Annotated in this window: 29 protein-coding genes and 1 tRNA gene; 15 read left to right on the top strand and 15 right to left on the bottom strand. The window is 63.9% G+C overall.

Annotation, left to right across the window (positions count from 1 at the left end):
* The first annotated feature begins 42 nt into the window (after positions 1–42).
* From exbB to LB571_RS01810, 3 genes are read left to right on the top strand one after another with little or no spacing between them, the layout of a single operon-like run.
* A complete protein-coding gene (gene exbB / locus LB571_RS01820) occupies positions 43–969 on the top strand; it encodes a tonB-system energizer ExbB (RefSeq protein ID WP_224591860.1) in 927 nt (308 codons plus the stop codon).
* 13 nt (positions 970–982) lie between these two features.
* Complete coding sequence (gene exbD, locus LB571_RS01815; RefSeq protein ID WP_140616534.1) at positions 983–1,450, top strand: TonB system transport protein ExbD; 468 nt, start codon at positions 983–985, stop codon at positions 1,448–1,450.
* Entirely contained in the window at positions 1,447–2,391 is a 945-nt protein-coding gene (locus tag LB571_RS01810; protein WP_224591857.1) for an energy transducer TonB, read from the top strand. Before exbD ends, LB571_RS01810 begins: the two co-directional genes overlap by 4 nt.
* 51 nt (positions 2,392–2,442) lie before the next feature.
* On the opposite strand, the gene LB571_RS01805 is transcribed toward LB571_RS01810, so the two are convergent.
* The 4 genes from LB571_RS01805 to LB571_RS01790 all read right to left on the bottom strand — a co-directional run bounded on the left by LB571_RS01805 (position 2,443) and on the right by LB571_RS01790 (position 4,346).
* On the bottom strand, positions 2,443–2,694 hold the full coding sequence (locus LB571_RS01805) for a hypothetical protein (RefSeq protein WP_015315110.1): 252 nt from the start codon (positions 2,692–2,694) through the stop codon (positions 2,443–2,445).
* A gap of 67 nt (positions 2,695–2,761) precedes the next feature.
* Positions 2,762–2,965: a nitroreductase family protein gene (locus tag LB571_RS01800; RefSeq protein ID WP_224591854.1), complete on the bottom strand. Its 204-nt coding sequence runs from the start codon at positions 2,963–2,965 to the stop codon at positions 2,762–2,764.
* Between the two features lie 234 nt (positions 2,966–3,199).
* Entirely contained in the window at positions 3,200–3,949 is a 750-nt protein-coding gene (locus LB571_RS01795; RefSeq protein WP_224591852.1) for a helix-turn-helix domain-containing protein, read from the bottom strand.
* A gap of 321 nt (positions 3,950–4,270) precedes the next feature.
* Positions 4,271–4,346: transfer RNA gene (locus LB571_RS01790), tRNA-Ala, on the bottom strand.
* Positions 4,347–4,493: 147 nt separating this feature from the next.
* On the opposite strand from LB571_RS01790, the gene LB571_RS01785 reads away from it, so the two are divergent.
* Entirely contained in the window at positions 4,494–4,787 is a 294-nt protein-coding gene (locus LB571_RS01785) for a YggT family protein (protein WP_015315112.1), read from the top strand.
* A 7-nt stretch (positions 4,788–4,794) separates the two neighbouring features.
* Positions 4,795–5,109 carry a DUF167 domain-containing protein gene (locus LB571_RS01780; RefSeq protein WP_015315113.1) on the top strand — a complete coding sequence of 105 codons (315 nt, stop codon included), beginning with the start codon at positions 4,795–4,797 and terminating at the stop codon, positions 5,107–5,109.
* A gap of 164 nt (positions 5,110–5,273) precedes the next feature.
* Here LB571_RS01780 and LB571_RS01775 read toward each other — a convergent pair whose 3' ends face one another.
* Genes LB571_RS01775 through LB571_RS01765 form a run of 3 tightly spaced genes read right to left on the bottom strand, consistent with a single transcriptional unit; the run spans position 5,274 to position 8,015 of the window.
* Complete coding sequence (locus LB571_RS01775; protein ID WP_140662492.1) at positions 5,274–6,155, bottom strand: MurR/RpiR family transcriptional regulator; 882 nt, start codon at positions 6,153–6,155, stop codon at positions 5,274–5,276.
* A gap of 16 nt (positions 6,156–6,171) precedes the next feature.
* The gene (locus LB571_RS01770) at positions 6,172–7,242 is read right to left on the bottom strand and encodes an ABC transporter ATP-binding protein (protein WP_140616538.1); all 1,071 of its coding nucleotides are present in this window, start codon (positions 7,240–7,242) and stop codon (positions 6,172–6,174) included.
* A gap of 2 nt (positions 7,243–7,244) precedes the next feature.
* Positions 7,245–8,015 carry an SDR family NAD(P)-dependent oxidoreductase gene (locus LB571_RS01765; protein WP_140874646.1) on the bottom strand — a complete coding sequence of 257 codons (771 nt, stop codon included), beginning with the start codon at positions 8,013–8,015 and terminating at the stop codon, positions 7,245–7,247.
* A 182-nt stretch (positions 8,016–8,197) separates the two neighbouring features.
* Between LB571_RS01765 and LB571_RS01760 the strand changes: the two genes are divergently transcribed.
* The 4 genes from LB571_RS01760 (at position 8,198) to LB571_RS01745 (ending at position 13,108) form a co-directional block, all read left to right on the top strand.
* Complete coding sequence (locus tag LB571_RS01760) at positions 8,198–9,424, top strand: ABC transporter substrate-binding protein (protein WP_140662496.1); 1,227 nt, start codon at positions 8,198–8,200, stop codon at positions 9,422–9,424.
* Positions 9,425–9,854: 430 nt separating this feature from the next.
* Positions 9,855–10,724: a carbohydrate ABC transporter permease gene (locus tag LB571_RS01755; RefSeq protein ID WP_224591849.1), complete on the top strand. Its 870-nt coding sequence runs from the start codon at positions 9,855–9,857 to the stop codon at positions 10,722–10,724.
* Positions 10,721–11,545 carry a carbohydrate ABC transporter permease gene (locus LB571_RS01750; protein WP_015315119.1) on the top strand — a complete coding sequence of 275 codons (825 nt, stop codon included), beginning with the start codon at positions 10,721–10,723 and terminating at the stop codon, positions 11,543–11,545. The genes LB571_RS01755 and LB571_RS01750 overlap by 4 nt, the downstream gene beginning before the upstream one ends.
* Positions 11,546–11,623: 78 nt before the next feature.
* On the top strand, positions 11,624–13,108 hold the full coding sequence (locus tag LB571_RS01745) for a M81 family metallopeptidase (RefSeq protein WP_224591846.1): 1,485 nt from the start codon (positions 11,624–11,626) through the stop codon (positions 13,106–13,108).
* Between the two features lie 34 nt (positions 13,109–13,142).
* On the opposite strand, the gene LB571_RS01740 is transcribed toward LB571_RS01745, so the two are convergent.
* From LB571_RS01740 to LB571_RS01715, 6 genes are all read right to left on the bottom strand, one after another.
* The gene (locus tag LB571_RS01740; protein WP_224591842.1) at positions 13,143–15,197 is read right to left on the bottom strand and encodes a M3 family metallopeptidase; all 2,055 of its coding nucleotides are present in this window, start codon (positions 15,195–15,197) and stop codon (positions 13,143–13,145) included.
* Positions 15,198–15,286: 89 nt separating this feature from the next.
* The gene (locus LB571_RS01735; RefSeq protein WP_140712363.1) at positions 15,287–15,721 is read right to left on the bottom strand and encodes a nuclear transport factor 2 family protein; all 435 of its coding nucleotides are present in this window, start codon (positions 15,719–15,721) and stop codon (positions 15,287–15,289) included.
* The gene (locus LB571_RS01730; protein WP_140616544.1) at positions 15,718–16,362 is read right to left on the bottom strand and encodes a carbonic anhydrase; all 645 of its coding nucleotides are present in this window, start codon (positions 16,360–16,362) and stop codon (positions 15,718–15,720) included. The genes LB571_RS01735 and LB571_RS01730 overlap by 4 nt, the downstream gene beginning before the upstream one ends.
* Before the next feature lie 147 nt (positions 16,363–16,509).
* The gene (locus LB571_RS01725; protein WP_140822725.1) at positions 16,510–17,301 is read right to left on the bottom strand and encodes a DUF429 domain-containing protein; all 792 of its coding nucleotides are present in this window, start codon (positions 17,299–17,301) and stop codon (positions 16,510–16,512) included.
* Positions 17,298–18,182 carry a pyridoxal kinase PdxY gene (gene pdxY / locus LB571_RS01720; RefSeq protein ID WP_015315125.1) on the bottom strand — a complete coding sequence of 295 codons (885 nt, stop codon included), beginning with the start codon at positions 18,180–18,182 and terminating at the stop codon, positions 17,298–17,300. Before pdxY ends, LB571_RS01725 begins: the two co-directional genes overlap by 4 nt.
* A 13-nt stretch (positions 18,183–18,195) precedes the next feature.
* Positions 18,196–18,447 carry a hypothetical protein gene (locus tag LB571_RS01715; protein WP_015315126.1) on the bottom strand — a complete coding sequence of 84 codons (252 nt, stop codon included), beginning with the start codon at positions 18,445–18,447 and terminating at the stop codon, positions 18,196–18,198.
* 163 nt (positions 18,448–18,610) lie between these two features.
* On the opposite strand from LB571_RS01715, the gene LB571_RS01710 reads away from it, so the two are divergent.
* From LB571_RS01710 to ppa, 6 genes are all read left to right on the top strand, one after another.
* Positions 18,611–19,249, top strand: coding sequence for a LemA family protein (locus LB571_RS01710; RefSeq protein WP_015315127.1), 639 nt, complete (start codon positions 18,611–18,613; stop codon positions 19,247–19,249).
* Positions 19,250–19,326: 77 nt separating this feature from the next.
* Positions 19,327–20,160, top strand: coding sequence for a TPM domain-containing protein (locus LB571_RS01705; RefSeq protein ID WP_411908826.1), 834 nt, complete (start codon positions 19,327–19,329; stop codon positions 20,158–20,160).
* 4 nt (positions 20,161–20,164) lie between these two features.
* On the top strand, positions 20,165–21,055 hold the full coding sequence (locus LB571_RS01700) for a TPM domain-containing protein (protein WP_224591839.1): 891 nt from the start codon (positions 20,165–20,167) through the stop codon (positions 21,053–21,055).
* Positions 21,056–21,064: 9 nt separating this feature from the next.
* Entirely contained in the window at positions 21,065–21,703 is a 639-nt protein-coding gene (locus LB571_RS01695) for a TPM domain-containing protein (RefSeq protein ID WP_224591837.1), read from the top strand.
* A 239-nt stretch (positions 21,704–21,942) separates the two neighbouring features.
* Entirely contained in the window at positions 21,943–22,449 is a 507-nt protein-coding gene (locus LB571_RS01690; protein WP_224591834.1) for a GNAT family N-acetyltransferase, read from the top strand.
* Between the two features lie 190 nt (positions 22,450–22,639).
* Complete coding sequence (gene ppa, locus LB571_RS01685; protein ID WP_140822719.1) at positions 22,640–23,173, top strand: inorganic diphosphatase; 534 nt, start codon at positions 22,640–22,642, stop codon at positions 23,171–23,173.
* Positions 23,174–23,182: 9 nt separating this feature from the next.
* On the opposite strand, the gene LB571_RS01680 is transcribed toward ppa, so the two are convergent.
* Positions 23,183–23,776: a hypothetical protein gene (locus LB571_RS01680; RefSeq protein WP_224591831.1), complete on the bottom strand. Its 594-nt coding sequence runs from the start codon at positions 23,774–23,776 to the stop codon at positions 23,183–23,185.
* 44 nt (positions 23,777–23,820) lie between these two features.
* The gene (locus LB571_RS01675) at positions 23,821–24,438 is read right to left on the bottom strand and encodes a TetR/AcrR family transcriptional regulator (RefSeq protein WP_015315134.1); all 618 of its coding nucleotides are present in this window, start codon (positions 24,436–24,438) and stop codon (positions 23,821–23,823) included.
* Between the last annotated feature and the right edge of the window lie 57 nt (positions 24,439–24,495).

Below are 24,495 nucleotides of genomic sequence, written 5' to 3'. Positions count from 1 at the left end.
ACCGGCAAGCGGCTGGCCGCCGTGAGAACAAGGAAGAAGCTCATGTCGAGATATGGTTTGTTGGCGGCGTTGGTCGCATCGCTTGTCCTGGGGGCGACAGGCGCCACGGCCCAGGAGCAACCGGCCGGCTCTTCTCCAGCGGTTGAGGCCCCTGCCGCGCCGGCACAAGCTGCACCGGCTGCCATGGCGCCCGTGCAGCCAGCCGGCCAGCCGAGCGCGACAACGCCGGCCGAGGTCGCGCCTGCCGGGACGATGGACCTGAACCTGCCGAATGACCTGTCGCCATGGGGCATGTTCAGGGCCGCCGACATCATCGTGAAGGCGGTGATGACTGGATTGGCTTTCGCGTCGCTCGTTACCTGGACGATATGGCTGGCCAAATCGCTGGAGATTTTCGGCGGAAAGCTGCGCCTCCGCCGTGCCGTCCGCGCGATCGGCGATGCCGCCACGCTGAAGCAGGCGAGCCGCGCGCTCGACCGCTGTGGCGATCCCGGCGCGCTCCTGGTGCGGGCAGCGGAAGAAGAGGCCGCGCTTTCGGCCAATGCGCTCGACCACGTCGGCGGCGACGGACTGAAGGAACGGGTCAGCTCGCGCCTGTCGCGCATCGAGGCGGCTGCGTCGCGGCGCATGTCGCGCGGCACCGGCCTGCTGGCGACGATTGGTTCCACCGCGCCTTTCGTCGGCCTGTTCGGCACCGTCTGGGGCATCATGAACGCCTTCATCGGCATCTCGCAGGCTCAGACCACCAATCTCGCCGTGGTCGCGCCGGGCATCGCCGAAGCGCTGCTGGCCACCGCGATGGGTCTGGTCGCGGCAATCCCAGCGGTGGTGATCTACAACGTTTTCGCCCGCTCGATAGCCGGCTACCGGCAGATCCTCGCCGACGCCTCGGCCGGCGTCGAACGGCTGGTCAGCCGCGACCTCGATTTCCGCACGATAGCGCCGGCGACAGCCTTGGCGGCGGAGTAGCGGGAGCGACGCCATGGGGAGCAGAATTCGACAGACCCTGGACGACGACCTCGAGGAAAGCCACGAGATCAACGTCACGCCCTTCATCGATGTCATCCTTGTGCTCCTGATCATCTTCATGGTCGCCGCACCGCTGGCGACGGTGGATGTCAATGTCGACCTGCCCGGTTCGACCGCGACGCCGGCGCCGCGACCGGAGACGCCGCTGTTCCTGACGCTGAAGAACGATCTCAGCCTGGCGATCGGCAACGACACGGTGCCGCGCCCGGCTTTTGCCGCCACGCTCGACAGCCGCACCAAGGGCGACAAGCAGACGCGGATATTCCTGCGAGCCGACAAGGCGGTCGCCTATGGCGAGCTGATGGAGGCGATGAACCTGCTGCGGGCCGCCGGCTATCTGAAGATCGCGCTGGTCGGCCTGGAGGCCGCGCCGGCAGGTGATATCGCCGCACCGGCGCCAGGCAAAGCGGCCGCTCCATGACGCCATCCGCCGCCTCGCCCACGGTGGTGCTGTCGCGCTTCGACTGGCGCGACCTTGGCCTATGGGCATGCGCGGCGGTGCTGATGCTTGGGGCTCATGTCGCGGTCACGTATGCCGTGCAGAATTTCAATCCAGTCGACCTGTCGGATGGCGGACCGCCGCCGGCCCTAGTGGTCGAGATGGCGCCGATGATGGTGACGCCGTCGGTGCCCGAACAGGCCGCGATGCCCGACGCGGCCATTCCCGACCGGGCCGAGCCAGTCGAACAGACCGAGAAGGCCGCCGAGGCCGAGCCTGACAAGATGGTCGAGCAAGCGGAGCCTGTTACCGAGGCCGTGATGGTGCCGCCGAACGAGCCTACGGAGATGACGAAGGCCGAACCGGTCGAACAGCCGCCGCTGGAACAGGTCGTCCCCGATATTGTCGAGACCGTCGCGCCGGAGGCTGTCGTTCCGCTGCCGCGGGCAAAGCCGACGGAACGGCGCAAGGAAAAGAAACCGGCCGAAGCCAAGGTTAAAAAGCCGGTCGACAAGCCCAAGCCAAGGCCGAAGAAGGAAAAGGCCGAGCCACCGAAGACGGCAAGTGCCGCGAGAGCCGAGGCCAAGCCTGCCGCCAAGGCGGCGGCGCCGAGATCGGCGGCCGGGTTCTCGGGTGTCAGCCCGGCCAAATGGGAATCGCGGCTGACGGCGTGGATCAATCGCCACAAGCGCTATCCGAGCGCCGCGAAATCCCGGCGCGCGCAGGGCAATGTGAACGTGACTTTTACAATGGACCCATCCGGCCGGGTCCTGTCGGCCCGGGTCGCCCGTTCGTCCGGCGATGCCGAACTCGACCGAGCAGCACTTGCGGTGCTGCAGGGCGCGACCGTGCCGGCGCCACCGGCGGAACTCGGCCCGCGCGTCAGCCGTACAGCGCCATTCGTGTTCAGTTTGCGGGACTAATGCCCCTCAAATCCGTGCCAGCCGTCCCGCAAGCCCGACAATTGCATCGCGCTACGCTGTTCTTGGCTGAGCGTGGTTGTCTTTCGGGTGTGCCTTGGGGTGCATCGGATTGCCGCTGAGCTGCGCGTGTCGTGCCGGCCGTGCGCCGCGCAAGACGTCGAAGGCTTCGGCATAGGCCATACCGAGCAGATAGGAGATCATGGGGAAGCGGCTCGCTTCGGCCATCTGCACCAGCTCATTGGTCATCGTCGCGATATATTGGAGACTGTCGAGCTCTGACTGACGTAAGGCCTGATTTGACATGTTCTGCTCCTGTCATCGAATGAACTTTAGGGAATGCGTACTGGCTGCACTAGATGTACTACGCCGGCTAATTGATCGATCGACCGGCCGAATGCGGATCAAGTTCCGGGATTGAGAGGGTCAACGCATAGATGGGCGCGTCGGTGAGGCGGTCGACGCCCAGAAGGCGCTTGATCGCCGAATGGCTCAGCGCCGCCGTGGGGCAGGCCGACAAGCCGTACCTGGTTGCCGCCAACATCATGTTCTGGCCAATGTTCACTTTCTTGGTCATTTTCGTCCCGACCCCCAGGGATCTGTTGAAAGATCCCGGAAAGGGATCCGCGGGAAGAAAGGTAAGGTCGGAAGAGTTACTGGTTTGTTAAAACTGTAGTAAAACAGCTATGAGCTAAAATATCTTTCTTGGCTAGAAAGTCTAAAAAATCGATTTTACTCGGATATGGAGTAGGCAGTCGCTGGCATACGCTTTTTCGGGATATTCTTGTTCTTATTCAGCGTAAGCAAGCGGCTAACCCAGCCCGTCCCGAGCGAGGCTGACGACGAGCTGGTCGAGGCTGGGATCATCGAGCCTGACGACATGCGCCATGCGGATCGCATGCCTGGGCCGGATATTGGACCTATCCTGCCGCATGATGACCGACACGAATGCCGGCCCGGCTTCGGTCAGAAGCATGGCCTTGCCTGTCAGCACCGGTTCGGAGATAGGCGCCCATTGCACCGAGATCAGCGACGGCTCGCCTGTCTGGCGGCGGTTGACGCCGCTGAAATAGATCCAGTTAAGGCGCGAGATCGCCACGCCATAATGATTGCCGCGTGCCCGCGCCCATGTCGAGCCATGATGCTCCGACCATCCGGTGACCCTGCGGAACGTGACCAGCTCGGCTTCGCGACGCACGAAGGTGATCGCCCGCACCAGCAGATCGGATCTGCCGGGGATCGAAAAATAGGTGAAATAGGTGCCGCCCGCAATCGACGGAGCGGGCGGCCGGATCATCTGGGTGAACAGGCTTTCGGAGATCGGCGGCAGACCGGGAGCCGCGGGCGAGGGGGCGCCGGGGTCCCGGTACAGCTCGGCTTCGTCGACGCGGAAATAATCGCAGATCAGCTTGGCGGTGGCCTTGTTGGGCACGGTCTGCGCTTGCAGGTAACGCTCGAATTGTGTGCGGTTGATGCCAAGCTCGCGGCATACCGCGCTGACAGAAGCATGGTCCTTGCAGAGCCGCCTGAGATTTGCAGCAAGATTCTGGCGAATGGACACTAGTTTGCTTTCGCAGGCGGATACTTCATTTCGACTCGGAATCCGTATAGCGCTTTCGGTCGCCCCCGCCGAAACGCCCTGTCACAACACACAGAAAAAACTGATTTGAGAACGCCACTCTAATGGGACGGCTTCCAAAAAAAATAGCGCCAACCGGACACCGGCCATCGCCATAAGTCCAATTGACAACCATTTCGCCTTGGAAACGGCGAAATGCCATTTGGCCATTTTTGGGGGGATCGGGGCTACGCCTTGCATCGCGCCGTGGCGGATGCCGGTCGCGCCTTGCAGGAAGGGCCAAAAGCGCGACGATTATTCCGCTGGTGGAGCTGAGGAGGATCGAACTCCTGACCTCGTCATTGCGAACGACGCGCTCTCCCAGCTGAGCTACAGCCCCGTCCAGCGGATGGCGCATTTATCGGGCGCCGCGGTTTCCTGTCAAGGCGGCGCTTCACCGAAAACCGGCTGCCGGTCGCGTGGCGGAACCCTGCCCTTGCCGGTTTGGCGCGTAATGGCTACATGTCGGCAACAATCGGAGTCCGGCATGCTCGCCCTCATACAAACCATCGTCATGGCGCTCGACCTCTATTGGTGGGTGATCATCGCCTCGGCGATCTTTTCCTGGCTCTACGCCTTCAATGTCGTCAACTCGCGCAACCAGTTCGTCGGCAGCATCGGGAACATGCTCTACCGCCTGACCGAGCCGGCGCTGCGGCCGATCCGCCGCTTCATGCCCGACCTTGGCGGTATCGACATCTCGCCGATCATCCTGTTGCTGATCCTGTTCTTCCTCAGGCAGTTCATTCTCACCACGGTCGCGCCGCTGCTGCTGGCCTGACGATCGCATGAGCGCGCCGTTCCGCATGCGCGAGAACGGCGTCGATCTGTTCGTGCGGCTGACGCCGAAGTCTTCCGTGGACCGGCTCGACGTTGTCGAAACATTGGCGGACGGACGAAGTCACGTGAAGGCGCGGGTCCGCGCCGTGCCGGAAAATGGCGCCGCCAATCAAGCGCTGGAGAGGCTGGTCGCCAAGGCGCTGGGTGTTCCGGCATCGGCCGTTTCGGTCGTCGCCGGCGGTACAGCCCGCCTCAAGACGTTGCGAATATTGGGTGATCCGGAGGCGCTGGTAACAGGTGTCGAAGCGCTTTTCCAAAATTGAGATGCAGGCAGGACAGCGCTCCCCTCTGTCCTGCCGGACCCGGTCCTGCGCTGTCGCTCCGGGTGGTCGTCGTTCGGAAAGCCAAGCAATTGGCTTCCCGTCCGCCGCGCGGACCACTCCTTATCCCCGCTTGGGGAGAAATTGGCGGTTTCGGCGCCGGCTCGTCAATCGCCCAGCGGCAAACGCGGGTCGTCGACCTTCAGCGTGTTCACGCTCTGCTTGATGCGGCGCAGGTTCTCCAGCACCTTCGGTCCGCGTGTCTCGGCGACCGAGGTCACGATCATGTCGACGATCGCCAGCAACGCGTAACGTGACGATGTCGGCTTGTAGATGTTGCCGTCCTCGAACGGCTGCAGGTGGATGACAGTGTCGGCGACCTTGGCCAGTGCGGAGTCGGGCGCGGTGACCGCCACCGTGGCGGCGCCATATTGTTGGGCGACCTGCACCGCCTCGATGACCGAGCGCGCATAGCCGGAGACCGAGAAGGCGACCACCGTGGTGTCTGGCGTGGCAACGGCGGCATACATGCGCTGCAACTGTCCGTCGATCTGTGCCAGAACCGGCAGGCCGAGCCTGAACAGCCGGTTCTGCATTTCGGTCGCCATCATCGAGGAAATGCCACCCGAACCTATGCACAGCACATTGCCTGATGCCGCAAGGCGCGCGGCGACGTCGACCAGCGTCGTCATGTCGAGGTTCTCGCTGGCGCGCTGGATGGCTGTAACCGCCGCTTCGGTGATGGTCGAGGCAATGCGCTGTTCGCGGGCGTCGCGGCTCAGTGGCTCCGGCGACAGATACTGGCCGCCGATGGCGATGGCCTGGGCCAGGTAGAACTTGAAGTCGCGCAACCCCTCGCAGCCGAGATTGCGGCAGAAGCGGGTGACCGTCGGTTCGCTGACGCCGACCCGCGCGGCGATCTCGGAGATCGCGGCCTTGGAGGCGAAGTCGAGGTCGGACAGGACGAGGCTCGCCAGCCGGCGATCCGACTTGGTGCCGTCCTGCGACATCAGCTGCAGCCGCGTGATGATATCGGCCGGCGTCTTCATATCCGCGTTTCCGTCGTCATCTCAGCGGCAGGCCCGTCGCCGTGTCGAACAGATGGATGTTGCCGGGGTCGACCGAGACCGGCAGCAGGTCGCCTGGCCGCACCGGCACCCGGTCGCGGAACACGGCGCGCACCGTATCGGTGCCAATGGCGCCGTAGACATGGGTTTCGGAGCCGGTCGGCTCGACCACGTCAACCTTGAGCGTCATGGCGTCGGTGGCTTCACCGACGATGAAATGCTCCGGCCGGATCCCCGCCTCAACGGCACTGCCTGCCGGCACCGGGTCGCCGGCAAGGGCAAGCCGGCCGCCGCCGACCGACTCGAACCAGGTCGTCCCGGGCGTCGTCTTCAGTGCCCCGGATACAAAACTCATGGACGGCGAGCCTAGGAAGCCGGCGACGAACTTGTTGGCCGGCCTGTCATAGAGCTCCAGCGGCGGCCCGACCTGCTGAATCCTGCCGCGGTCCATCACGACGATGCGGTCGGCCATGGTCATGGCCTCGATCTGGTCGTGGGTGACGTAAACTATGGTGGATTTCAACCGCTGGTGCAGTGCCTTGATCTCGGTGCGCATCTGCACGCGCAACTGCGCGTCGAGATTGCTGAGCGGCTCGTCGAACAGGAACACCGAGGGTTCGCGAACGATGGCGCGGCCCATGGCGACACGCTGGCGCTGGCCGCCCGAGAGCTGGCGGGGATACCGGTCGAGATAGGAGAACAGGTTGAGGACGCCGGACGCCTTCTTGACCTTCTGGTCGATGGCGGCGCGGCTCTCGCCCCGGATTTTCGGACCGAAGCCGATATTGTCGGAAGCCTTCAGGTGCGGGAACAGCGCGTAGGATTGGAACACCATGGCGATGTTGCGCTGCTGTGGCGGCAGGTCGTTGGCGCGCGTGCCACCGATCAGGAGGTCACCGGAACTGATGGTCTCCAGGCCCGCCAGCATGCGCAGCAAGGTCGACTTGCCGCAGCCGGACGGGCCGACGAGCACGACGAACTCGCCGCTCTTGATGTCGAGGCTGATCTCCTCGAGGATCTTGTGCTGGCCGAAGGATTTCGAGAGGTTGCGAAACTCGACGTCGGTCATGGTCACGCTCCCAGTATGTCGTCGATGAACGGCAGGCAGCCGGCGGTCAGTCCCGCATCCACGGGCATCACCACGCCTGTTACGCCCGAGGCGCGGTCCGAGGCAAGGAAAGCCACCGCTTCGGCGACTTCCGAGGCGTTGACGATGCGGCCGAGCGGATAGAGCCGCTGCAGCTTGCCGATTATGTCAGGGTTCTTGGCAAGGCGATGGTCCCAGGCGGCGGTGCGAATCGATCCGGGGCAGACGACATTGGCGCGCACGCCGCTACGGCCGAGCTCGACGGCGATCGACTTGGCATAGGCGTTGATGCCGGCCTTGGCGGCGGCGTAGGCCGGATTGCCGAAATGCGCGATGGCGTTGACGGAAGAAATGAAGACGACGCTGCCCGAACCGCGTGCAGCCATCGCCTTAACCAGCGGGTCGGCGAAAGTCATCACACCGGTCAGGTTGAGGTCGAGCTCATGTTCGATCGTGTCCGCCGTCAGCGCATCGAGCGTTTCGGCGCGCGTCCAGCCGGCATTGTTGACCAGGATATCTGGCACGCCGTCCCGATCGAGAACGGCGGCGATCCCCGCCTCGATGGAAGCCCGGTCGAGAAGGTCGAAGACATGGCGCGAGGCAAGGTGCGGGCTCGCCAGCGCCTCCTCTGATTGGTCGCAGCCGACCACCCGCGCGCCCCTGCCGGCCAGCAGTGTGACGATCGCCGAGCCAAGGCCGCCACCGGCGCCGGTGACGACGGCGGTCCTGCCTTCGAATTCGGCTCTCGAAACCACGGCGCTTGCTCCTCCCGCAGGTCAGGCAGATGCCGGAGAGGCTAAAGAACAGGATGTAATTAAGCAACATATTAATCCGCTTGCGCGCGGCGAATTCATCGATAATGTAGGAAAGTCACATAAATCTTGTGCCGGCACCGGCTCAAGGAGCGCGAATGCGCGAAACAAATGGGAGAGATCGGATGAACCTTGCGAAATGGACTGCCGGCCTGATGGCCGGAATGGGCATTCTGGCCTTCGCGGCGCAGGCAGAGGCCGGCGAAGTGCGGGTTACCGTCGCCGAATACAGCGCCAAGACCGGTCCGTATTTCGAGCAGGTCAAGAAGGAATTCGAGGCGAAGAACCCTGGCATCACGGTCAAGTTCGAGGTGGTGCCGTGGGATGTGCTCTTGCAGAAGCTGACCACCGACATCACCGCCGGCACCAACGCCGATCTCTCCATCATAGGCACGCGCTGGCTGATCGACTTCGTCCAGCAGGACGTCGCCGAGCCGCTCGACAGCTACATCACGCCCGAATTCAAGGGTCGCTTCATCGACACCTTCCTGTCGCCCTCGATCATGGGCGGCAAGACCTACGGCCTGCCGATCGCCGCCTCGGCGCGCGCCATGTATTACAACAAGGAGCTGTTCGAGAAGGCCGGCATCGCCAAGCCACCGGCAACCTGGACCGAATTGCAGGAGGATGCTCGCAAGATCAAGGCGCAGGGTGCCTTCGGTTTCGGCCTTCAGGGCAAGGAGATCGAGACCGACGTCTATTACTACTACGCGATGTGGTCGCAGGGCACCGAGATCCTCAACAAGGACGGCACGTCGGGCCTGAGCACGCCGGGCGCGCTCGAAGCGGCCAAGCTCTACAAGTCGATGATCGACGAGGGGCTGACGGAGCCCGGCGTCACCTCCAACAATCGCGAGGACGTGCAGAACCTGTTCAAGCAGGGCAAGGTCGGCATGATGATCACGGCGCCCTTCCTGTCCAACCAGATCAAGGACGAGGCGCCGAGCCTCAAATATGGCGTTGCCGCCATTCCGGCCGGTCCGACCGGTGCGCGCGGCACCTATGGCGTCACAGACTCCATGATCATGTTCAAGAACTCCAAGAACAAGGACGAGGCCTGGAAGCTGATGGACTTCCTGTTCACCACGGAACAGCGCGCCAAGTTCACGCAGGGCGAAGGCTTCCTGCCGGTGAACAAGGAAGAGGCCAAGATGGACTATTACGTCAACAACGCCGACCTGGCCGCCTTTACCGCCCTGCTGCCGGATGCCCGTTTCGCGCCGGTCATCCCAGGCTGGGAAGAAGTTGCCCAGATCACGTCGGATGCCATGCAGAAGATCTATCTCGGCGGCGATCCCGAGGCAGGCTTGAAGGAAGCGGCGGCGAAGGCCAACGCAGTGCTGAAGAAGTAGGGGCCGCGCCCCACAAATAGGGCGTATCTCCCTGCGCCCGTGGCGCGCCCCCGACTCAGGTGGGGCGCGCCACATTCCAAACAGACATTTGGCTGCGCTCCACGTAAATAACGAAGACTGACAAGCAACCACTTTGGACGAATTGTCGACGTCAGCGCCGCCCCTCATTGCCCTGCCGGGCATTTCTCCCCGTATAGAGACGGGGAGAAAGGGCGGCCGGCATCTCGGAGCCCTTTCTGGACGCTGGTGACTGGCGAAAGCGGTGATGAAAGCGCCCCTCTCCCCGTCTCTATACGGGAGAGGATGCCGGCAGGCAGGTGAGGGGCGGCGCCGACGCCGGGGAAGAGTTCGAAACCGAGCGCCTGGGAAGAACAGGTCAACTGGCCAACCAGTGCTACTGATGCCTCGCAACGCGGTGTAAAATCAGCCGATGCAAAATCGCTTCCTGCCCTACCTCCTGACCTTGCCCAGTCTGTTCCTGGCGGCGGTGGTCATCTTCTGGCCGGTCTGGGACCTGATCCAGATCGCCACGCATGACGTCAATCGCTTTGGTCAGCTGCGCGAGTTCAGCGGTCTTGTCAATTTCGCCGCACTGGCCGCCGATCCCGACTTCGTCGCCGCGCTCTGGCGCACGGGGCTGTGGACGGTGCTGGTGGTCGGCGGCGCGCTGCTCCTCTCGGTCCCGGTGGCGATGATCCTCAACACCGATTTCTATGGCCGTGGCCTTGCCCGCGTCATCATCATGCTGCCATGGGCAGTGTCGCTGACCATGACGGCCGTGGTCTGGCGCTGGGCGCTGAGCGGTGAAAGCGGCATGCTGAATTCGGCGCTGATCGGACTTGGCCTGATCGACCACAACATCCAGTGGCTTGCGAGCGCCGAGACGGCGTTTCCGATGCAGGTGCTGATCGGCATATTGGTGACGGTGCCGTTCACCACGACGATCTTTCTCGGCGGCCTGTCGTCGATCCCGGACGATCTCTACGAGGCGGCGGCGCTCGAAGGGGCAACGCCGCTGCAGCAGTTCCGCGAGATCACCTTTCCGCTCCTGAAACCCTTCATCAACATCGCCATCGTGCTCAACACCATCTACGTCTTCAACTCGTTCCCGATCATCTGGGTGATGACGCAGGGCGGGCCGGCCAACTCGACCGACATACTGGTCACCCACCTCTACAAGCTGGCATTCCGTATCGGCAAACTCGGCGAGGCGTCGGCGGTCTCGCTGGTGATGTTCGCCATATTGCTGATCTTCACCATGATCTATGTGCGCCTTGCCATGCGGGAGCAACGCGCATGAAGGCCAAGCTGAAGCGCACCATCATCGCCTGGCTGCTGCTGGCGCCCTTGATCGTGGTGACGATCTTTCCCTTCGCGGTGATGTTCCTGACTGCGGTCAAGCCGCGTACCGAAGTGCTGACGCCGACCTGGTGGCCGAGCGAGTTCCGGTGGTCGAATTTTGCCGACATGTGGGTGGCGACCGGCTTCGGCCGGGCGCTGGCCAATTCGCTCTACGTGTCTGTCATCGCCACCGTTGGCGCCATCCTCATCTCCGTCCCGGCGGCCTATGCCATGTCGCGCTTCCGCTTTGCCGGATATGGAGCGTTCCGCCAGTTCCTGCTGATCTCACAGATGATCTCGCCGATCGTGCTGGTGCTCGGCCTGTTCCGGCTGATGGCTGCCTGGGGACTGGTCGAATCGACCACCGCGCTCGGCTTCATCTACATGGCCTTCAACGTCGCCTTCACCGTGTGGATGCTGCAGAGCTATTTCGACACCATTCCGCGCGATCTCGAGGAAGCCGCCTGGATGGAAGGCGCCGGCCGCTGGCTGACGCTGCGAAAAGTGTTCCTGCCGCTCTGCCTGCCGGCGATCGCGGTGACGGCGATCTTCACCTTCATCAATGCCTGGAACGAATTCGTCGTGGCGCTCACCATGCTGCGCAGCCAGGAGAGCTATACGCTGCCGATCCAGGTGTTCTCGCTGGTTGCCGGGCGGTACACGATCGAATGGCACCATGTCATGGCGGCGACGCTGCTGGCGACGCTGCCGGTGGCGATCCTGTTCATCTGGCTGCAGCGCTATCTTGTCCGGGGCTTGGCGCTCGGGGCTGTCAAATAGCAATCCCAGCAATTCCAGGAAAAGTGCCCAGCGGTTATCCGTCCGGAATTGCGAAAACAAGAAGTCCACGGAGTTTTCATGCGTATCTTCACCGCCTCGCTGGCGACGGAAACCAACACCTTCTCGCCGGTGCCAACCGACCGGGCCTCTTTCGAGATGGCGTTCTATGCCGGGCCGGGCAAGCATCCGGAAACGCCGACCCTGTGCTCCTCGCCGATGGTGGCGCTGCGCCGCCGCGCGGCCGCCGAAGGCCTGACCGTGATCGAAGGCACCGCCACCTGGGCAGAGCCCGGCGGCCTCGTGCAGCGGCAGACCTATGAGGCGCTCCGCGACGAAATCCTCGGCCAGCTCAAGGCCGCCTTGCCGGTCGATGCCGTCATTCTGGGCCTGCACGGTGCCATGGTGGCGCAAGGCTATGACGACTGCGAGGGCGACCTGCTGGAGCGCGTGCGTGGCATTGTCGGGCCAAGCGTGGTGATTGCCTGCGAGTTCGATCCGCACAGCCATCTGACGCCGAAGCGCGTGGCGGCGTCCGACATCATGGCCTATTTTCTCGAATTCCCGCACACCGATTTCTACGAGCGCGGCGAACATGTGGTCGCGCTTGGCCTGGCCGCGGCGCGCGGCGAGATCAAGCCGGTCATCTCAACTTTCGACTGCCGCATGATCCAGGTGCTGCCGACCAGCCGCGAACCGATGCGCTCCTTCGTCGACCGCATCAAGGCGCTGCACGGCAAGGACGGCGTGCTGTCTGTCTCGGTCATCCACGGCTTCATGGCCGCCGACGTGCCCGAAATGGGCACGCGCATCCTTGTCGTTACCGACAATGACAAGGCCAAGGGCGATGCGCTGGCGGAGCGGCTTGGACGCGAGCTCTATGCCATGCGCGAAACGACCGCGATGACGATGCTGAGTACGGCCGACGGCATCGATCGGGCGCTGGCCGTGCGCAAGGAAAGACCGGGCAAGCCGGTGGTCATTGCCGATATCTGGGACAATCCCGGCGGCGGCGTTCCCGGCGACGGCACCTTCGTGCTGCGCCAGATGCTGGCGCGGGGCCTGGACAAGTTCGGCGTGGCGACGATCTGGGATCCGATCGCGGTGACTTTCTGCCAGGCTGCCGGCGAGGGTGCCGTCATCGACCTGCGTTTCGGCGGCAAAGCCGGCCCGCAGGCCGGCGAACCGATCGATGCACGCGTCAAGGTACTGAAAGCGGTTGCCGAGGGCTGGCAGAGTTTTGGCCCGAGCCGGGTGACATTGGGACCATCAGCGGTGGTGCGCATCGAGGGCACCGAAGTCGATGTGATCCTGAACACCAACCGCACCCAGACCTTCGAGCCGGATGTCTTCTCCAACATCGGCATCGATCCGCTGTCGAAGGACATATTGCTGATCAAGTCGACAAACCATTTTTACGCCGGCTTCGAGCCGATCGCCGCCGAGATCATCTATGTCGCGGCGCCGAGTTCCTATCCCAGCAATCCGGCGACGACGAATTACACCAAGCTGACGCGGCCGGTGTGGCCAAGGGTAAGGGATCCTTGGGTCGGCAGCCAAGGATAACGAGGTTAACGTCGGCGCCGACTTCGGCGATTGCCTACACCAATCCGCGCTTGACCATCATCGCTTCCGGCGACGGCATTTTGCCGCGAAACGCCGTGTAGAGCTCTTCCGGATCCTTCGAGCCGCCGGCGGCGTAGATGTTCTTCCTCAGCCGCTCGGCCAGCGCCGGGTTGAACGGGTCTCCGGTTTCCTCGAAGGCGGCGAAAGCATCGGCGTCCAGCACCTCCGACCACATGTAGGAATAGTAGCCGGCCGAATAGCCCTCGCCGGCGAAGACATGGCCAAAATGCGGGGTGCGATGGCGCATGGCGATCGTATCCGGCATATGCAGCGTCGCAAGCGTTTCGGCCTCGAAACGAAGCGGCTCTTCCGGCGCCTCTGGCCGTGCATGGTAGGCCATGTCCATCAAGGCAGAGGCGGTGAACTCGACGGTGGCGAAGCCGGCGCCGAAGGTGCGCGTGGCCAGCATCTTGTCGAGCAGCGCCTTCGGCATCGGCTTGCCGGTCTTGACATGCAGCGCGTGCTTTTCCAGAACCGCCGGCACCGTCAGCCAGTGCTCGTAGAGCTGCGAGGGCAGTTCGACAAAGTCGCGGCTGACCGAGGTGCCTGACACCGACGGCCAGGTGACGTCGGTCAGCATGCCATGCAGCGCATGGCCGAATTCGTGGAACAAGGTCTTCGCTTCGTCGACCGACAGCAGGGCCGGTTCGCCCGCTGGCGGCTTGGCGAAGTTCATGATGTTGTAGATCACCGGCTTCGAGCCCTGGCCAAGCTTGTAACCGGACTTCAGTGCGCTCATCCAGGCGCCGGAGCGTTTTGACGGCCGCGCGAAATAGTCGGCGAGGAACAGGCCGCGCTCACTGCCGTCGGCATTTTTGACCACGAAGACGCGCGCGTCCGGATGCCAGGCGGCGATGCCTTTCTTCTCTTCGAACGTGATGCCGAACAACCGTGTCGCGACGTCGAAGCAGGCGTCAATGACGCGGTCGAGCTGCAGATAGGGTTTCAGCTCCGCTTCGTCGAAAGCGAACTTCTCGGCGCGCAGCTTCTCCTGGTAGAAGCGCCAGTCCCAGGCGGCGAATTTTTCGTTGCTGCCGGCCTCGGCCGCCAGACGCTCCAGCTCTTTCTGGTCGGCGGCGGCTTTTTCCAGTGCCCTTTCCCAAACCGGGTCGAGCAGCGCATGCACCGCCTTCGGTGTCTTGGCCATGGTGTCGTCGAGCTTCAGCGCGGCGAAGGAGGCGTAGCCGAGCAGCTTCGCCTTTTCGGCGCGCAGCTTCAGCATGTCGCGCACCACGGACGTGTTGTCGGACGCACCGCCGTTCTGGCCGCGCATGGTGAAGGCACGATAGGCGATCTCGCGCAGGTCTCGGCGTTCGGAGAAGGTCGTGAAGGGCTCATAGATCGAGCGCGACAGGGTGACGGCGTAGCGGCCCTTCTGGCCGCGCATCTCGGCGGCCTCGGCCATCGAGCTTTTCACGAAATCCGGCAGGCCGGCGAGATCGGCCTCGTCGAGGAACAGTGCCCAGTCGCGCTCGTCGGCCAGCACGTTCTGACCGAAAGTCGTGCCGAGCGACGACAGCTCCTCGTTGATTTTGGCCAGCCGCGTCTTGCCGTCCGCGTCGAGCTTGGCGCCGGAACGGACGAAGCCTTTCCAGGTCTTCTCCAGGACGCGCAGCGTCTCGGGATCGAGGTCAAGGCTCTCGCGGCGCCGGTAGAGATCGTCGATGCGGGCAAACAGCTTCTCGTTCATAGAGATGGCCGAGAAGTGCCGCGACATCTTCGGCGAAATATCACGCTCCAGGGCCTGGATGGTCTCGTTGGTGTGGGCGCCGGCGCGGCACCAGAAGATCGACGAGACATGATCCAGCGCCTCGCCGCCGAGTTCAAGCGCGGCAAGCGTGTTCTCGACGCTCGGCGTATCCTTGTTGCTTGATATCGCGTCGATCTCGGCCTCATGCGCCTTCAGCGCGGCGTCGAAGACGGGAGAAAAATCACCGTCGCCGATATGGGCGAAATCGGGCAGGCCGAGCGGCCCTCGCCACGCGGTCAACGGATGGGCGGCGAGATCGACGGCTTTCGGAGAGGGCATGGAGGGTCTTTCGCTGGCGTCAGGAAGGAGGGTGTCACCGATGTAGGGCGCGGTCCGCGGGCCCGCAATATGCCAGTTGGCCGCTCCGCTCAGTAGCCCTCGCAGTTTTCAGCGATTGCCGCCTGCGAACTGGCGGTGATGCGGTTGTCGCTCACCGCGAAGGTCTCCTGCATCAGCATGTCATTGTCGGGGAAGTCGTAGCAGGCGATCACGGTGGTGACCCCACCTTCGGTCTTCTCGATGCGGTGGCGGATCGCAGCTCCCGCAACCGCACCTTTCCATTCGTCGAGCGAGGCGATGAATTCCTGCTTGCTCTGGACAACGCCGAGGTCGTCGAGCTTGATGCGGACGTCGTCGGCGAGCAGGTCCGCCAGCTCGGTGCGATCGGCGACCAGCAGCGCCGAATACCAGCGGCTTATGATGGCGCGGTCATCGGCGCGAGCGGCAACGATCGCTATCATCAGCGCGGCCGCCGAGAAAACGACCGGCCGGACGCTCATCGCCTGGCGCGCCCTACCCTTCATTCCAGCACCGGCCGCTCGAAATCGCCGGTCTCCTTGTTCATCACCCAGAGCTCGCCGGTCGAAATGTCGAACCAGGCTCCGTGCAATGACAGCCGCCCCTTGCCCTCGAGGATCGAGACGCAGGGAAAGGTCCTGAGATTGGCGAGGGAGTAGCGGATCGAGATGCGCTCCAGGGCCGTCTGGCGTTCCGTCGCCGTCATGAAGGTGCTGGCCGACACCGTCTCGGCGGCCGGCGCGATCAGGCTCATCCACTTGCCGATGAAGTCGCCGGGAGAGAGCGGCGCGGAGTTGGTGTCGAGCGCGGCCCGGATGCCGCCGCAGCGGCCGTGGCCCATGACCACGATATTCTTGACCTTGAGGCTCTGCACCGCGAATTCGAGCGCGGCCGAGGTTGAATGGAACTCGCCATCCGGCTCGTAAGGCGGCACCAGATTGCCGACATTGCGCAAGACGAAGAGTTCGCCGGGGCCGGCGTCGAAGATCGCCTCGGGCGCGGATCGCGAGTCGCAACAGGCGACGATCATGGTCTCGGGCGCCTGGCCTTCGCGGGCGAGCTCGCGATAGCGGCCGCTCTCGGTGAGGTAGCGGCCGTTCATGAAATTGCGGTAGCCGGCGAGGAGGTGTTCGGGAAGATGAGGCATGGGCGGCTAAGGCCTTTCCGGGTTGGAGGCGGCAGCTCGTTGCGGTCGAGGAAAGCCTCTAACGGCAAAAACCCGTTACGAGCAATGCAGAATTGTAGGGGCTAGCTATAAATGCCATGCGCCAGAGCGGGACGCCCGCCGACATTGTCACGCCCAAATGGCGACCGGTATGCCAAAACCGTCAGCGCGAGGCGGGTCGGGAAACGGCTTCGCGTCGCCGCTGGCGATGCGGCCGGCAATCAGCATCATGGCCGCCGCATCGAGGAAATCGTCGGCGGCCGCACCACGTGGCGGCAGCTGGTCGAGGAAATCCATGTCATAGCCGTGCCGGCAAAGCAGCGCCTTGCGCTCCGCCATGCCGGCCAGATTGACGCTGCCCTTGATCTTCTTCGGCAACCGCATGGCCTGATCGCCGTTCAGGCGACAGAAGGCGACTTCCGGATGCGATTCGAAGATGCGGCCGCGCAGTTCGGGCCGCGCGATCAGCAATGTGTCGATCTCGCGGATTTTCGAAAAGATGCCGAAGGCCTGGATGGAAACGCCGCGCGGCGGGTTGGATGTGGCCTTGGCCGCTTCGCTTGCCCTGATATGCGCCGCGTACCAGGCTTCGATCGTGGTGAAGCCGCTGGTGTCGGCATAGAGCGCGGCACGGGACGGAATCGAGAAGACGCTGGACTGGCGAGCGCCAAGCAGCGGCCGCACCAGCGCTTCCGGCCCGCGTCCGCCCTTTTGCGAAAATTCCGGTAGACCGATCGGCATGTCGACGGCGACGATCGCGTCATCGGGGATCGCCGCCAGCAGGGCGGCGAACGAAGGGAAGACATCGACCGAAGGCGCCGTATCTGGGTCACGACGTGTCGAACCGGGTTCGCTCCGCACGGCGATCCAGCCGGCCTTGCAGCCATCGGCGCCGACGAGCACGACCTTGGCCGGGGTCACGCCCGGCGATCCCGCCCCGGATGCGTGAGGTGGCGAAGCTGGACCATGGCCATCGGGTGCGACAGGCTCTGCGCGTCGGTTTCGAGCTGCAGTTCGTCGCCGCCGCGTTTTGCGGTGCGCGCCAGGATTTCGTAGACCGCCGCCGTCGTCGACTGCAGCGCCTTGATCGCCGGCTGGCCGGACAGGATGCGCGCCAGGTAGACCGCTGCCGTCAAGTCGCCAAGGCCGTTCGGCGGCTTGTCGATCAGGCGGTGTTCGGCCAGCAGTGCCTGGGTGCCGTCAAGCAGCAGATTGCCGGTGCCGCCTGACATCATCGACGGAGCCGAGGTGACCAGCATGGTCGACGGTCCGGCGTGGAGTGCGGCCGAGATCACCGATTTCAGGTCGGGCAGCGGCGCGCCGGCCATCCATTCCAGCTCATAGCGGTTGGGCGTGGCGATGTCGGCGATCGGCATCAGCCGGTCGCGCATCGCGGCGGCGGTGGGCTCGGGCACGTAGAGGCCGCCGGAATCACCCATCACCGGATCGCAGATATAGACGGCATCGGGCGTCCTCGCCTTGACCGCGGCGACCAGCGAGGCGACCGCCTCGGCCTGGCCGGCCTCGCCGAGATAACCCGACAGCACGGCCCCGACCTCACCCAGCCACGGCGCGCGCTCCAGATCGGCCATCAGCGCCTTGAACTGGTCGAGCGGCGGCACGATGCGGGTCGCGCGGCCATGGCCGGGATGCCAGGGCAGGGTGACCGTAGGTACGGCCCAGACCGGAAAGCCCAGTGTCTCCAGCGCGAAGACGGCCGCGCGGTTGCCGACGGAGCCGCGGGCGACATGGCTGGATATGACGATGACCGCGCGCGGCGCGTCGGCTTTTTCGGCGCTCATTGTCTCTTGATTCCTAGCTGCCCCGGGTGAGGAAAAGCACGAGCCAGACCATCAGGCCCAGCGCCAGAAGCAGGCCGAGTATCCTGCCAACACGCGTACCCCAGACTTCGATCGGATCCGTGCGATCGGCATCGGCCGCGGAGACGTGGTCGCGCATGCCTTTCGTCGTCCGTGCCACGAAAGAATTGCCGGCCGGATCGGTCTCCTGCGCGACGCGCTGGAGGATACGGCGCGATTCGCTGTCGCTGTCCTGGCGTTTCGCCATGATGATATCCCGTTCTGATCGAACCTTATCGCGTTCACCGGGCCAATCACAGGGCCTTGCGCGGGCACAATTCATGCCGAGCCTGCTTCAGAGGCCGAGGCCGTTTTCTTGCGCGCCGATTGTGGTAATGCTTCGGATGCAACTTCTATCGAGGGATCCCTTCATGCTTGCCCAGCGCCTTGCTCGACCATCGACATTTCGCACGTTGCCCGCCTTCCTGATGATGGCAATCGTGCTGCCGCTGCTTGCCGGCTGCGGCTACAACACGATCCCGACGGCGGAAGAAAACGCCAGGGCGGCATGGAGCGAGGTGTTGAACCAGTATCAGCGCCGCGCCGACCTCATTCCCAATCTGGTCGAGACGGTCAAGGGCTATGCCTCGCATGAAAAGGACACGCTCGACGCGGTTGTCCAAGCGCGCGCCAAGGCGACGCAGATCACGGTGACGCCCGAAACGCTGAAGGATCCGGAAGCCCTCAAGAAGTTTCAGGATGCCCAGGCCGGGCTGACCAGCGCGCTGTCGCGGCTGATCGCGGTGTCGGAAGCCTATCCCGACCTCAAGGCCAACCAGAATTTCCTGGCGCTGCAGGCGCAGCTCGAAGGCACGGAGAACCGCATCGCGGTGGCGCGGCGCGACTACATCCAGGCGGTCAGGGACTACAATTTGACGCTGAAGACCTTCCCGTCGGTACTGTGGGCGACATTCTGGTTCCGCGGCAACGAGCCCTTCGCCAACTTCACCGTCGACGAAGACAAGATGCAGCCGCCGAAGGTCGATTTCGGCACGAAGCAGGGCGGGTGAACGGCGACTGTCCTCGGAACGAATTCCCGAAAAGACGGACCGCCGGCGTGCAAACACTCCCCTCTGTCCTGCCGGACATCTCCTCCTCAAGGGGGGCGCTACGGAACGCCCACCTTTCCTTTCTTGGCCTTCTTGCCGGCATCCTCTTTCTCCCGTTCGCCGCCTTCGCCGCCGATCTTCCGGCGCTGACCGGCCGCGTCGTCGACAATGCCGGCATCATCGATGCCGGCACACGTGCGGCGCTGACCCAAAAACTCGCCGACTTCGAGACCAAGGGCTCGGACCAGATCGTCGTCGCCACCATTCCCAGCCTCGGCGGCGAGGAGATCGAGCCCTACGCCAACCGGCTGTTCCGCTTCTGGAAGCTCGGCCAGGCCAAGGAGAACAACGGCGTCCTGCTTTTGGTCGCGCCAAACGACCGCAAGATGCGCATCGAGGTCGGGTACGGGTTGGAAGGCACGCTGACCGACCTGCACACCAAGCTGATCATCGAGAACGACATGGTGCCGGCCTTCCGCGCCGGCGATTTCCCGGGCGGCATCTCCAAGGCCGTCGACGACATGATCATGGTGCTGGAGGGCAATCCGGAAGAACTGGAAGCGCGCGGCAAGCGCAACGAGCAGGCACCATTCAATTCCGACGACCTGTTCTTCGCCATTTTTATCGGCATCTGGGCGATCATTTTCTTCGGCAGCATCGCGGCCTCGGTCCTGCCGCCGATCTTCGGCCAGAAACTCGGGCCCGGACGCTATCGCTGGCTCGGCATGACCTTCGAGCCGCACCGGCGATCATCGTCCGGCGGCTGGTCGTCCGGCGGCGGCGGTTGGTCCTCCGGCGGAGGGTCCTCCGGTGGCGGTTTTTCGGGCGGCGGCGGTTCGTCCGGCGGCGGCGGCTCCTCGGGAGGCTGGTAAGGCCATGGCCAGAGCTGCCGTCCCTTCAATGCCCGGCCAATGCGCTTCGCGGCTGCGCCTGGCCTTAATCATCCTGGCGTCTCTGCTGCTTGCCTCGATCGCCGCCGTGGCCGCCGACCTTCCGGCTCTCACCGGCCGCGTGGTCGACAATGCCGGCATCATCGATGCCGGCACACGTGCCGCGCTGACGCAGAAGCTGGCGGACTTCGAAACCAAGGGCTCCGACCAGATCGTCGTCGCCACCATTCCCAGCCTCGGCGGCGAGGAGATCGAGCCCTACGCCAACCGGCTGTTCCGCTTCTGGAAGCTCGGCCAGGCCAAGGAGAATAACGGTGTCCTGCTTTTGGTCGCGCCAAACGACCGCAAGATGCGCATCGAAGTCGGCTATGGGCTGGAAGGCACGCTGACCGACCTGCACACCAAGTTGATCATCGAGAACGACATGGTGCCGGCCTTCCGCGCCGGCGATTTCCCGGGCGGCATCTCCAAGGCCGTCGACGACATGATCATGGTGCTGAACGGCGATCCGGAGGAGTTGGAGGCGCGCGGCCGGCGCAATCCCGCCGACAGCAGCACCCCCATGGATCCGGTCGTCGCGGTGTTCCTGATCCTGTGGGCGACGATGTTCTTCGGTGGCCTGGCAATGGCCTTCCTGCCGCCGATGTTCGGCACAAAGCTGTCGCCGGGCGTGTATCGATGGCTGGGCATGACGTTTCGTTATGGCCAGGGTGCGGGCGGATCATCTGGAACCAGCGGCTGGACGACAAGGTCGTCGGGCGGCGACTGGTCCTCGGGTGGTTCCGGCAGTGGCTGGTCGTCGGGATCAAGCAGTGGCGGCGGGTTTTCCGGTGGCGGCGGCTCGTCCGGCGGTGGCGGTTCTTCAGGAAGCTGGTGAGACAAGATCATGGCGACACGACCGATCAGCCCGCAGGATCATGAGCGCATCGCCGCTGCGATCCGCGCCGCCGAAGCGCAAACCGACGGCGAGATCTACTGCGTCGTGGCGCATGCCAGCGACGGCTACTTCGCTCCCGCAGCCTTGATGGCGACCCTCGGCATGCTGGTCGTCAGTCTCGCGGTCGCCTATGGGCTGGAGGCCTGGTGGCTCACCATCCGCCTGCCACATTTCGTCATAGCTGAGCTGCTGGCCATGGCCTGCGTGCTGGCCCTGTTGTGGACGCTGCCCGGCCTGCGCATCCATATGGTGCCGCGTCGGCTGCGCTATCAGGCCGCGCACGCCAATGCGGTCAAGCAGTTCCTCGCCCGCAACGTCCACCGCACCACGGCGCGCACCGGCGTGCTGATCTTCGTCTCGATCGCCGAGCGCTACGCCGAAGTGGTCGCCGATTCGGGCATCGACGCCAAGGTCGGCCAGCATGTCTGGGACGGCGTGGTGCGCGATCTGACCGCGCATGCCGGCGACGATCGGCTTGCGGACGGTTTCGTCAAGGCGATCGAGCGGGTCGGGGCCGTGCTGGCCGAGCACTTTCCGGTTACTTCGGGCGATACCAACGAGCTCGACGACCATCTGGTCGAAATCTGAAAAGACCTACCTGCATACTCAGCCGGACGCCTGACGCGGCTTTCTGCGCTTCCGATGCCCACGGACCTAGAAGTCCGCTGGGTTTCGGTACTCGAAAGCCACGCCATCCGCCTCGGCTGAGCGCGTTTTCAGGCAGGCTTTGGCCAATGTCGGCAGTGTCATGATCGTCTGTGCGAAAGCGGACCATCGGCCGCCGGGACTCTTGCAATCGGGCGATGCGGGTTTATGGTTAACAAATCATGAATACGCTGACGATCGACATTCGGAAGGCAGACCCGCGCGATGCCGGCGCCATCGCCGAAGTGCACCTCGAGGCTTGGCGCGGCGCGTATAGCGGAATCATTCCGCACCGCACGCTGACATCTATGATCAACCGTCGGGGAAGCGACTGGTGGGCCAACGCCATCCGCCGCGCCGCCACCGTCCTGGTCGTCGAGATCGGCGGCACGATCGCCGGCTACGCGACGGTCGGCAAGAACCGCGCCAAGGAACTCAAGCAGCAGGGCGAGATCTACGAATTGTACCTGCGCCCGGAATATCAGGGCATCGGGCTCGGCAGGCGGCTGTTTTCGGCGGCCAGGGCACGTCTCGCCGACCATGGGCTGAAAGGCATGGTGGTGTGGGCGCTGGAAGACAATCAGAACGCACTTGCCTTCTATGCCGGGGCCGGCGGCCGCGACATCGCCGAGGGGGTCGAGATTTTCGAGCAGAAGGCGCTGAAGAAGGTCGCCTTCGTCTGGGAGTGACCGCCTGGGGATAATCGCGGAAGGTGTGGTCCCGGGCTCACGCACATCACGACCTTGAAACATCTTGTGCCGATGATTGAACGGGTCGACCGCCATCGCGTCTCGCCGGACGCCTGTAAGCACCATTCGCCGCATTGCACCATTTTGCGCCGCCCGCTATCTCCTGCCGACCGAGAGAGGGACAAAAGACATGCGCATCGAAGCTATAGCCACCGGAAAGAATCCGCCTGAGGACGTCAATGTCATCATCGAGGTGCCGATCGGCGGCGAGCCGATCAAGTACGAGATGGACAAGGAGGCCGGCACGCTGTTCGTCGACCGCTTCCTGCACACCTCGATGCGCTACCCCGGCAATTACGGTTTCGTGCCGCACACGCTGTCGGGCGACGGCGACCCGATTGACGTGCTGATCTGCAACACGCGCGCTTTGGTGCCGGGCTGCGTGATCAACGTGCGGCCGATCGGTGTGCTGATCATGGAAGACAATGCCGGCCAGGACGAAAAGATCATCGCGGTGCCGTCACCGAAGCTGACACTGCGCTACGAGAACGTCACCGAATACACGCAGCTGCCCGACATCACGCGCCAGCAGGTGCAGCACTTCTTCGAGCACTACAAGGATCTGGAACCCGGCAAATGGGTCAAGATCGAGGGCTGGCATGATTCCAAATACGCCAAGAAGATGATCATGGACGCGATCGACCGGGCGAACGCGAGCAAGTAGCTCGAGCGGTCAGTTATCGACCCGGCCGAAAGCCGGCACATCGCCAATCACCACGCGCTTGTCCTTGCCGCAGGCGAAGCCTTTCGCCTTCTCGTCGGCGATCTTGCGCGCCTGGTCGTTGGCGGCGGGGTTACCGGTGGCCAACACCAGGCCGACGGTGCAGCCGTCACGGGCGTCCATCTGGGCGACCTTGGCGACGAGCAGCACCTCGGTCTTCTTGGTCTCGTCCTCGCCATTGCTGATCGACCGGCGGTGGATGACCGCGAACGGCACGACTTTGTCGCCATTGGTTTCGACGCGCCACTCGACCTTGGCTCCGGACGAATTGAAGGCGGAAAAACTTTCCCAGGCGGACGTCATGTCGCCGCCGGGCGGAAAACCATAGAACAGCGATTCGCGGGCGTCGTCATATCCGACCAGCACTGGATAGCCGCGATAGCCGGAGCAGGCGAGGTCGGCCCAGTCGCCGTCGCCCTGCTCGGCCTGCGCATAGGTCACGCAGTCCTTCTTCCAGTCGAGGTCGGTGTAGGTGCTGGAAATGTCGCCGGCCTGTGCCGCCTGGCAAAGGCCGGCCAAGGTGAGCGGGATCAACAGGCTGCGCATGGCGGAGATCTCAGTTGGAGGTCGTCCCAGCGTATCGCCAATCGCTATTTCTTCAAGCTGGCTTCGATCAGCAGGTCGGCGTTGCGGGCAACCGACTGCGCGGGGCCGCCGAGGCCGAACAGTTGGCCGCTGATATAGGCGCCTTCGATAAGCAGCAGCAACCCGTCGCCCAGCGTGTCGGGGTCTTGCGCGCCCATCGCAGCCGCCATGGCGCGCAGGCGGCGGCGCAATTCCTGCTTGTTGGCCTCGCTGACGACGCGAGCCGGATGGCTGTGGTCGGGATATTCGACCGCCGCATTGGTCATGCCGCAGCCGCGATAGTCCGCCACTTGCGTTCGCTTGCCGATACGGGTCAGGAAAGCCTTGATCTGAGCGCGCGGGTCGCCGGGGTTGGCGGCGACGGCCTCGTCGAAACGCTCCCAATATTCAAGATCGTATTGCCTGAGGTAGGAGGCGGCCAGCTCGTCCTTGGAGGGAAAGCTGCGATAGAGGCTTGGCTTGGTGACGCCGGCACGCTTGACGATTTCGTCGACGCCGATCGCCCGGATACCGCGCCGGTAGAACAGGTCATAGGCCACGTCGAGGATCTTCTTGGCGGCCTTCGGTGGCGCCGACGCATGACCGTCGCTGATGGTCAGTTCAATATTTTTGTCGCTTGGCATCATGGGACTCGATTGACAATGTTACCGATCGGTACGTATACATGCTCCTACTTTGCA

This window comes from Mesorhizobium sp. BR1-1-4 (genome assembly GCF_020165375.1).
Taxonomy (GTDB): domain Bacteria; phylum Pseudomonadota; class Alphaproteobacteria; order Rhizobiales; family Rhizobiaceae; genus Mesorhizobium; species Mesorhizobium australicum.
Note: the sequence above shows the minus strand (reverse complement) of the source record. Positions and strands in the feature narration are given on the sequence as shown.

What these genes read in the sequence shown, in the direction of transcription:
- LB571_RS01785 (WP_015315112.1), top strand. Translation starts at nt 4,494, where the DNA reads ATGCTCGCCCTCATACAAACCATCGTCATGGCGCTCGACCTCTATTGG.
- LB571_RS01810 (WP_224591857.1), top strand. Translation starts at nt 1,447, where the DNA reads ATGACGCCATCCGCCGCCTCGCCCACGGTGGTGCTGTCGCGCTTCGAC.
- LB571_RS01710 (WP_015315127.1), top strand. Translation starts at nt 18,611, where the DNA reads ATGCTTGCCCAGCGCCTTGCTCGACCATCGACATTTCGCACGTTGCCC.
- LB571_RS01740 (WP_224591842.1), bottom strand. Translation starts at nt 15,197, where the DNA reads ATGCCCTCTCCGAAAGCCGTCGATCTCGCCGCCCATCCGTTGACCGCG.
- LB571_RS01760 (WP_140662496.1), top strand. Translation starts at nt 8,198, where the DNA reads ATGAACCTTGCGAAATGGACTGCCGGCCTGATGGCCGGAATGGGCATT.
- exbB (WP_224591860.1), top strand. Translation starts at nt 43, where the DNA reads ATGTCGAGATATGGTTTGTTGGCGGCGTTGGTCGCATCGCTTGTCCTG.
- LB571_RS01780 (WP_015315113.1), top strand. Translation starts at nt 4,795, where the DNA reads ATGAGCGCGCCGTTCCGCATGCGCGAGAACGGCGTCGATCTGTTCGTG.
- LB571_RS01745 (WP_224591846.1), top strand. Translation starts at nt 11,624, where the DNA reads ATGCGTATCTTCACCGCCTCGCTGGCGACGGAAACCAACACCTTCTCG.
- LB571_RS01735 (WP_140712363.1), bottom strand. Translation starts at nt 15,721, where the DNA reads ATGAAGGGTAGGGCGCGCCAGGCGATGAGCGTCCGGCCGGTCGTTTTC.
- pdxY (WP_015315125.1), bottom strand. Translation starts at nt 18,182, where the DNA reads ATGAGCGCCGAAAAAGCCGACGCGCCGCGCGCGGTCATCGTCATATCC.
- LB571_RS01805 (WP_015315110.1), bottom strand. Translation starts at nt 2,694, where the DNA reads ATGTCAAATCAGGCCTTACGTCAGTCAGAGCTCGACAGTCTCCAATAT.
- LB571_RS01755 (WP_224591849.1), top strand. Translation starts at nt 9,855, where the DNA reads ATGCAAAATCGCTTCCTGCCCTACCTCCTGACCTTGCCCAGTCTGTTC.
- LB571_RS01715 (WP_015315126.1), bottom strand. Translation starts at nt 18,447, where the DNA reads ATGGCGAAACGCCAGGACAGCGACAGCGAATCGCGCCGTATCCTCCAG.
- LB571_RS01700 (WP_224591839.1), top strand. Translation starts at nt 20,165, where the DNA reads ATGGCCAGAGCTGCCGTCCCTTCAATGCCCGGCCAATGCGCTTCGCGG.
- LB571_RS01695 (WP_224591837.1), top strand. Translation starts at nt 21,065, where the DNA reads ATGGCGACACGACCGATCAGCCCGCAGGATCATGAGCGCATCGCCGCT.
- LB571_RS01675 (WP_015315134.1), bottom strand. Translation starts at nt 24,438, where the DNA reads ATGCCAAGCGACAAAAATATTGAACTGACCATCAGCGACGGTCATGCG.
- LB571_RS01680 (WP_224591831.1), bottom strand. Translation starts at nt 23,776, where the DNA reads ATGCGCAGCCTGTTGATCCCGCTCACCTTGGCCGGCCTTTGCCAGGCG.
- LB571_RS01770 (WP_140616538.1), bottom strand. Translation starts at nt 7,242, where the DNA reads ATGACCGACGTCGAGTTTCGCAACCTCTCGAAATCCTTCGGCCAGCAC.
- LB571_RS01750 (WP_015315119.1), top strand. Translation starts at nt 10,721, where the DNA reads ATGAAGGCCAAGCTGAAGCGCACCATCATCGCCTGGCTGCTGCTGGCG.
- ppa (WP_140822719.1), top strand. Translation starts at nt 22,640, where the DNA reads ATGCGCATCGAAGCTATAGCCACCGGAAAGAATCCGCCTGAGGACGTC.
- exbD (WP_140616534.1), top strand. Translation starts at nt 983, where the DNA reads ATGGGGAGCAGAATTCGACAGACCCTGGACGACGACCTCGAGGAAAGC.
- LB571_RS01690 (WP_224591834.1), top strand. Translation starts at nt 21,943, where the DNA reads ATGAATACGCTGACGATCGACATTCGGAAGGCAGACCCGCGCGATGCC.
- LB571_RS01775 (WP_140662492.1), bottom strand. Translation starts at nt 6,155, where the DNA reads ATGAAGACGCCGGCCGATATCATCACGCGGCTGCAGCTGATGTCGCAG.
- LB571_RS01800 (WP_224591854.1), bottom strand. Translation starts at nt 2,965, where the DNA reads ATGACCAAGAAAGTGAACATTGGCCAGAACATGATGTTGGCGGCAACC.
- LB571_RS01730 (WP_140616544.1), bottom strand. Translation starts at nt 16,362, where the DNA reads ATGCCTCATCTTCCCGAACACCTCCTCGCCGGCTACCGCAATTTCATG.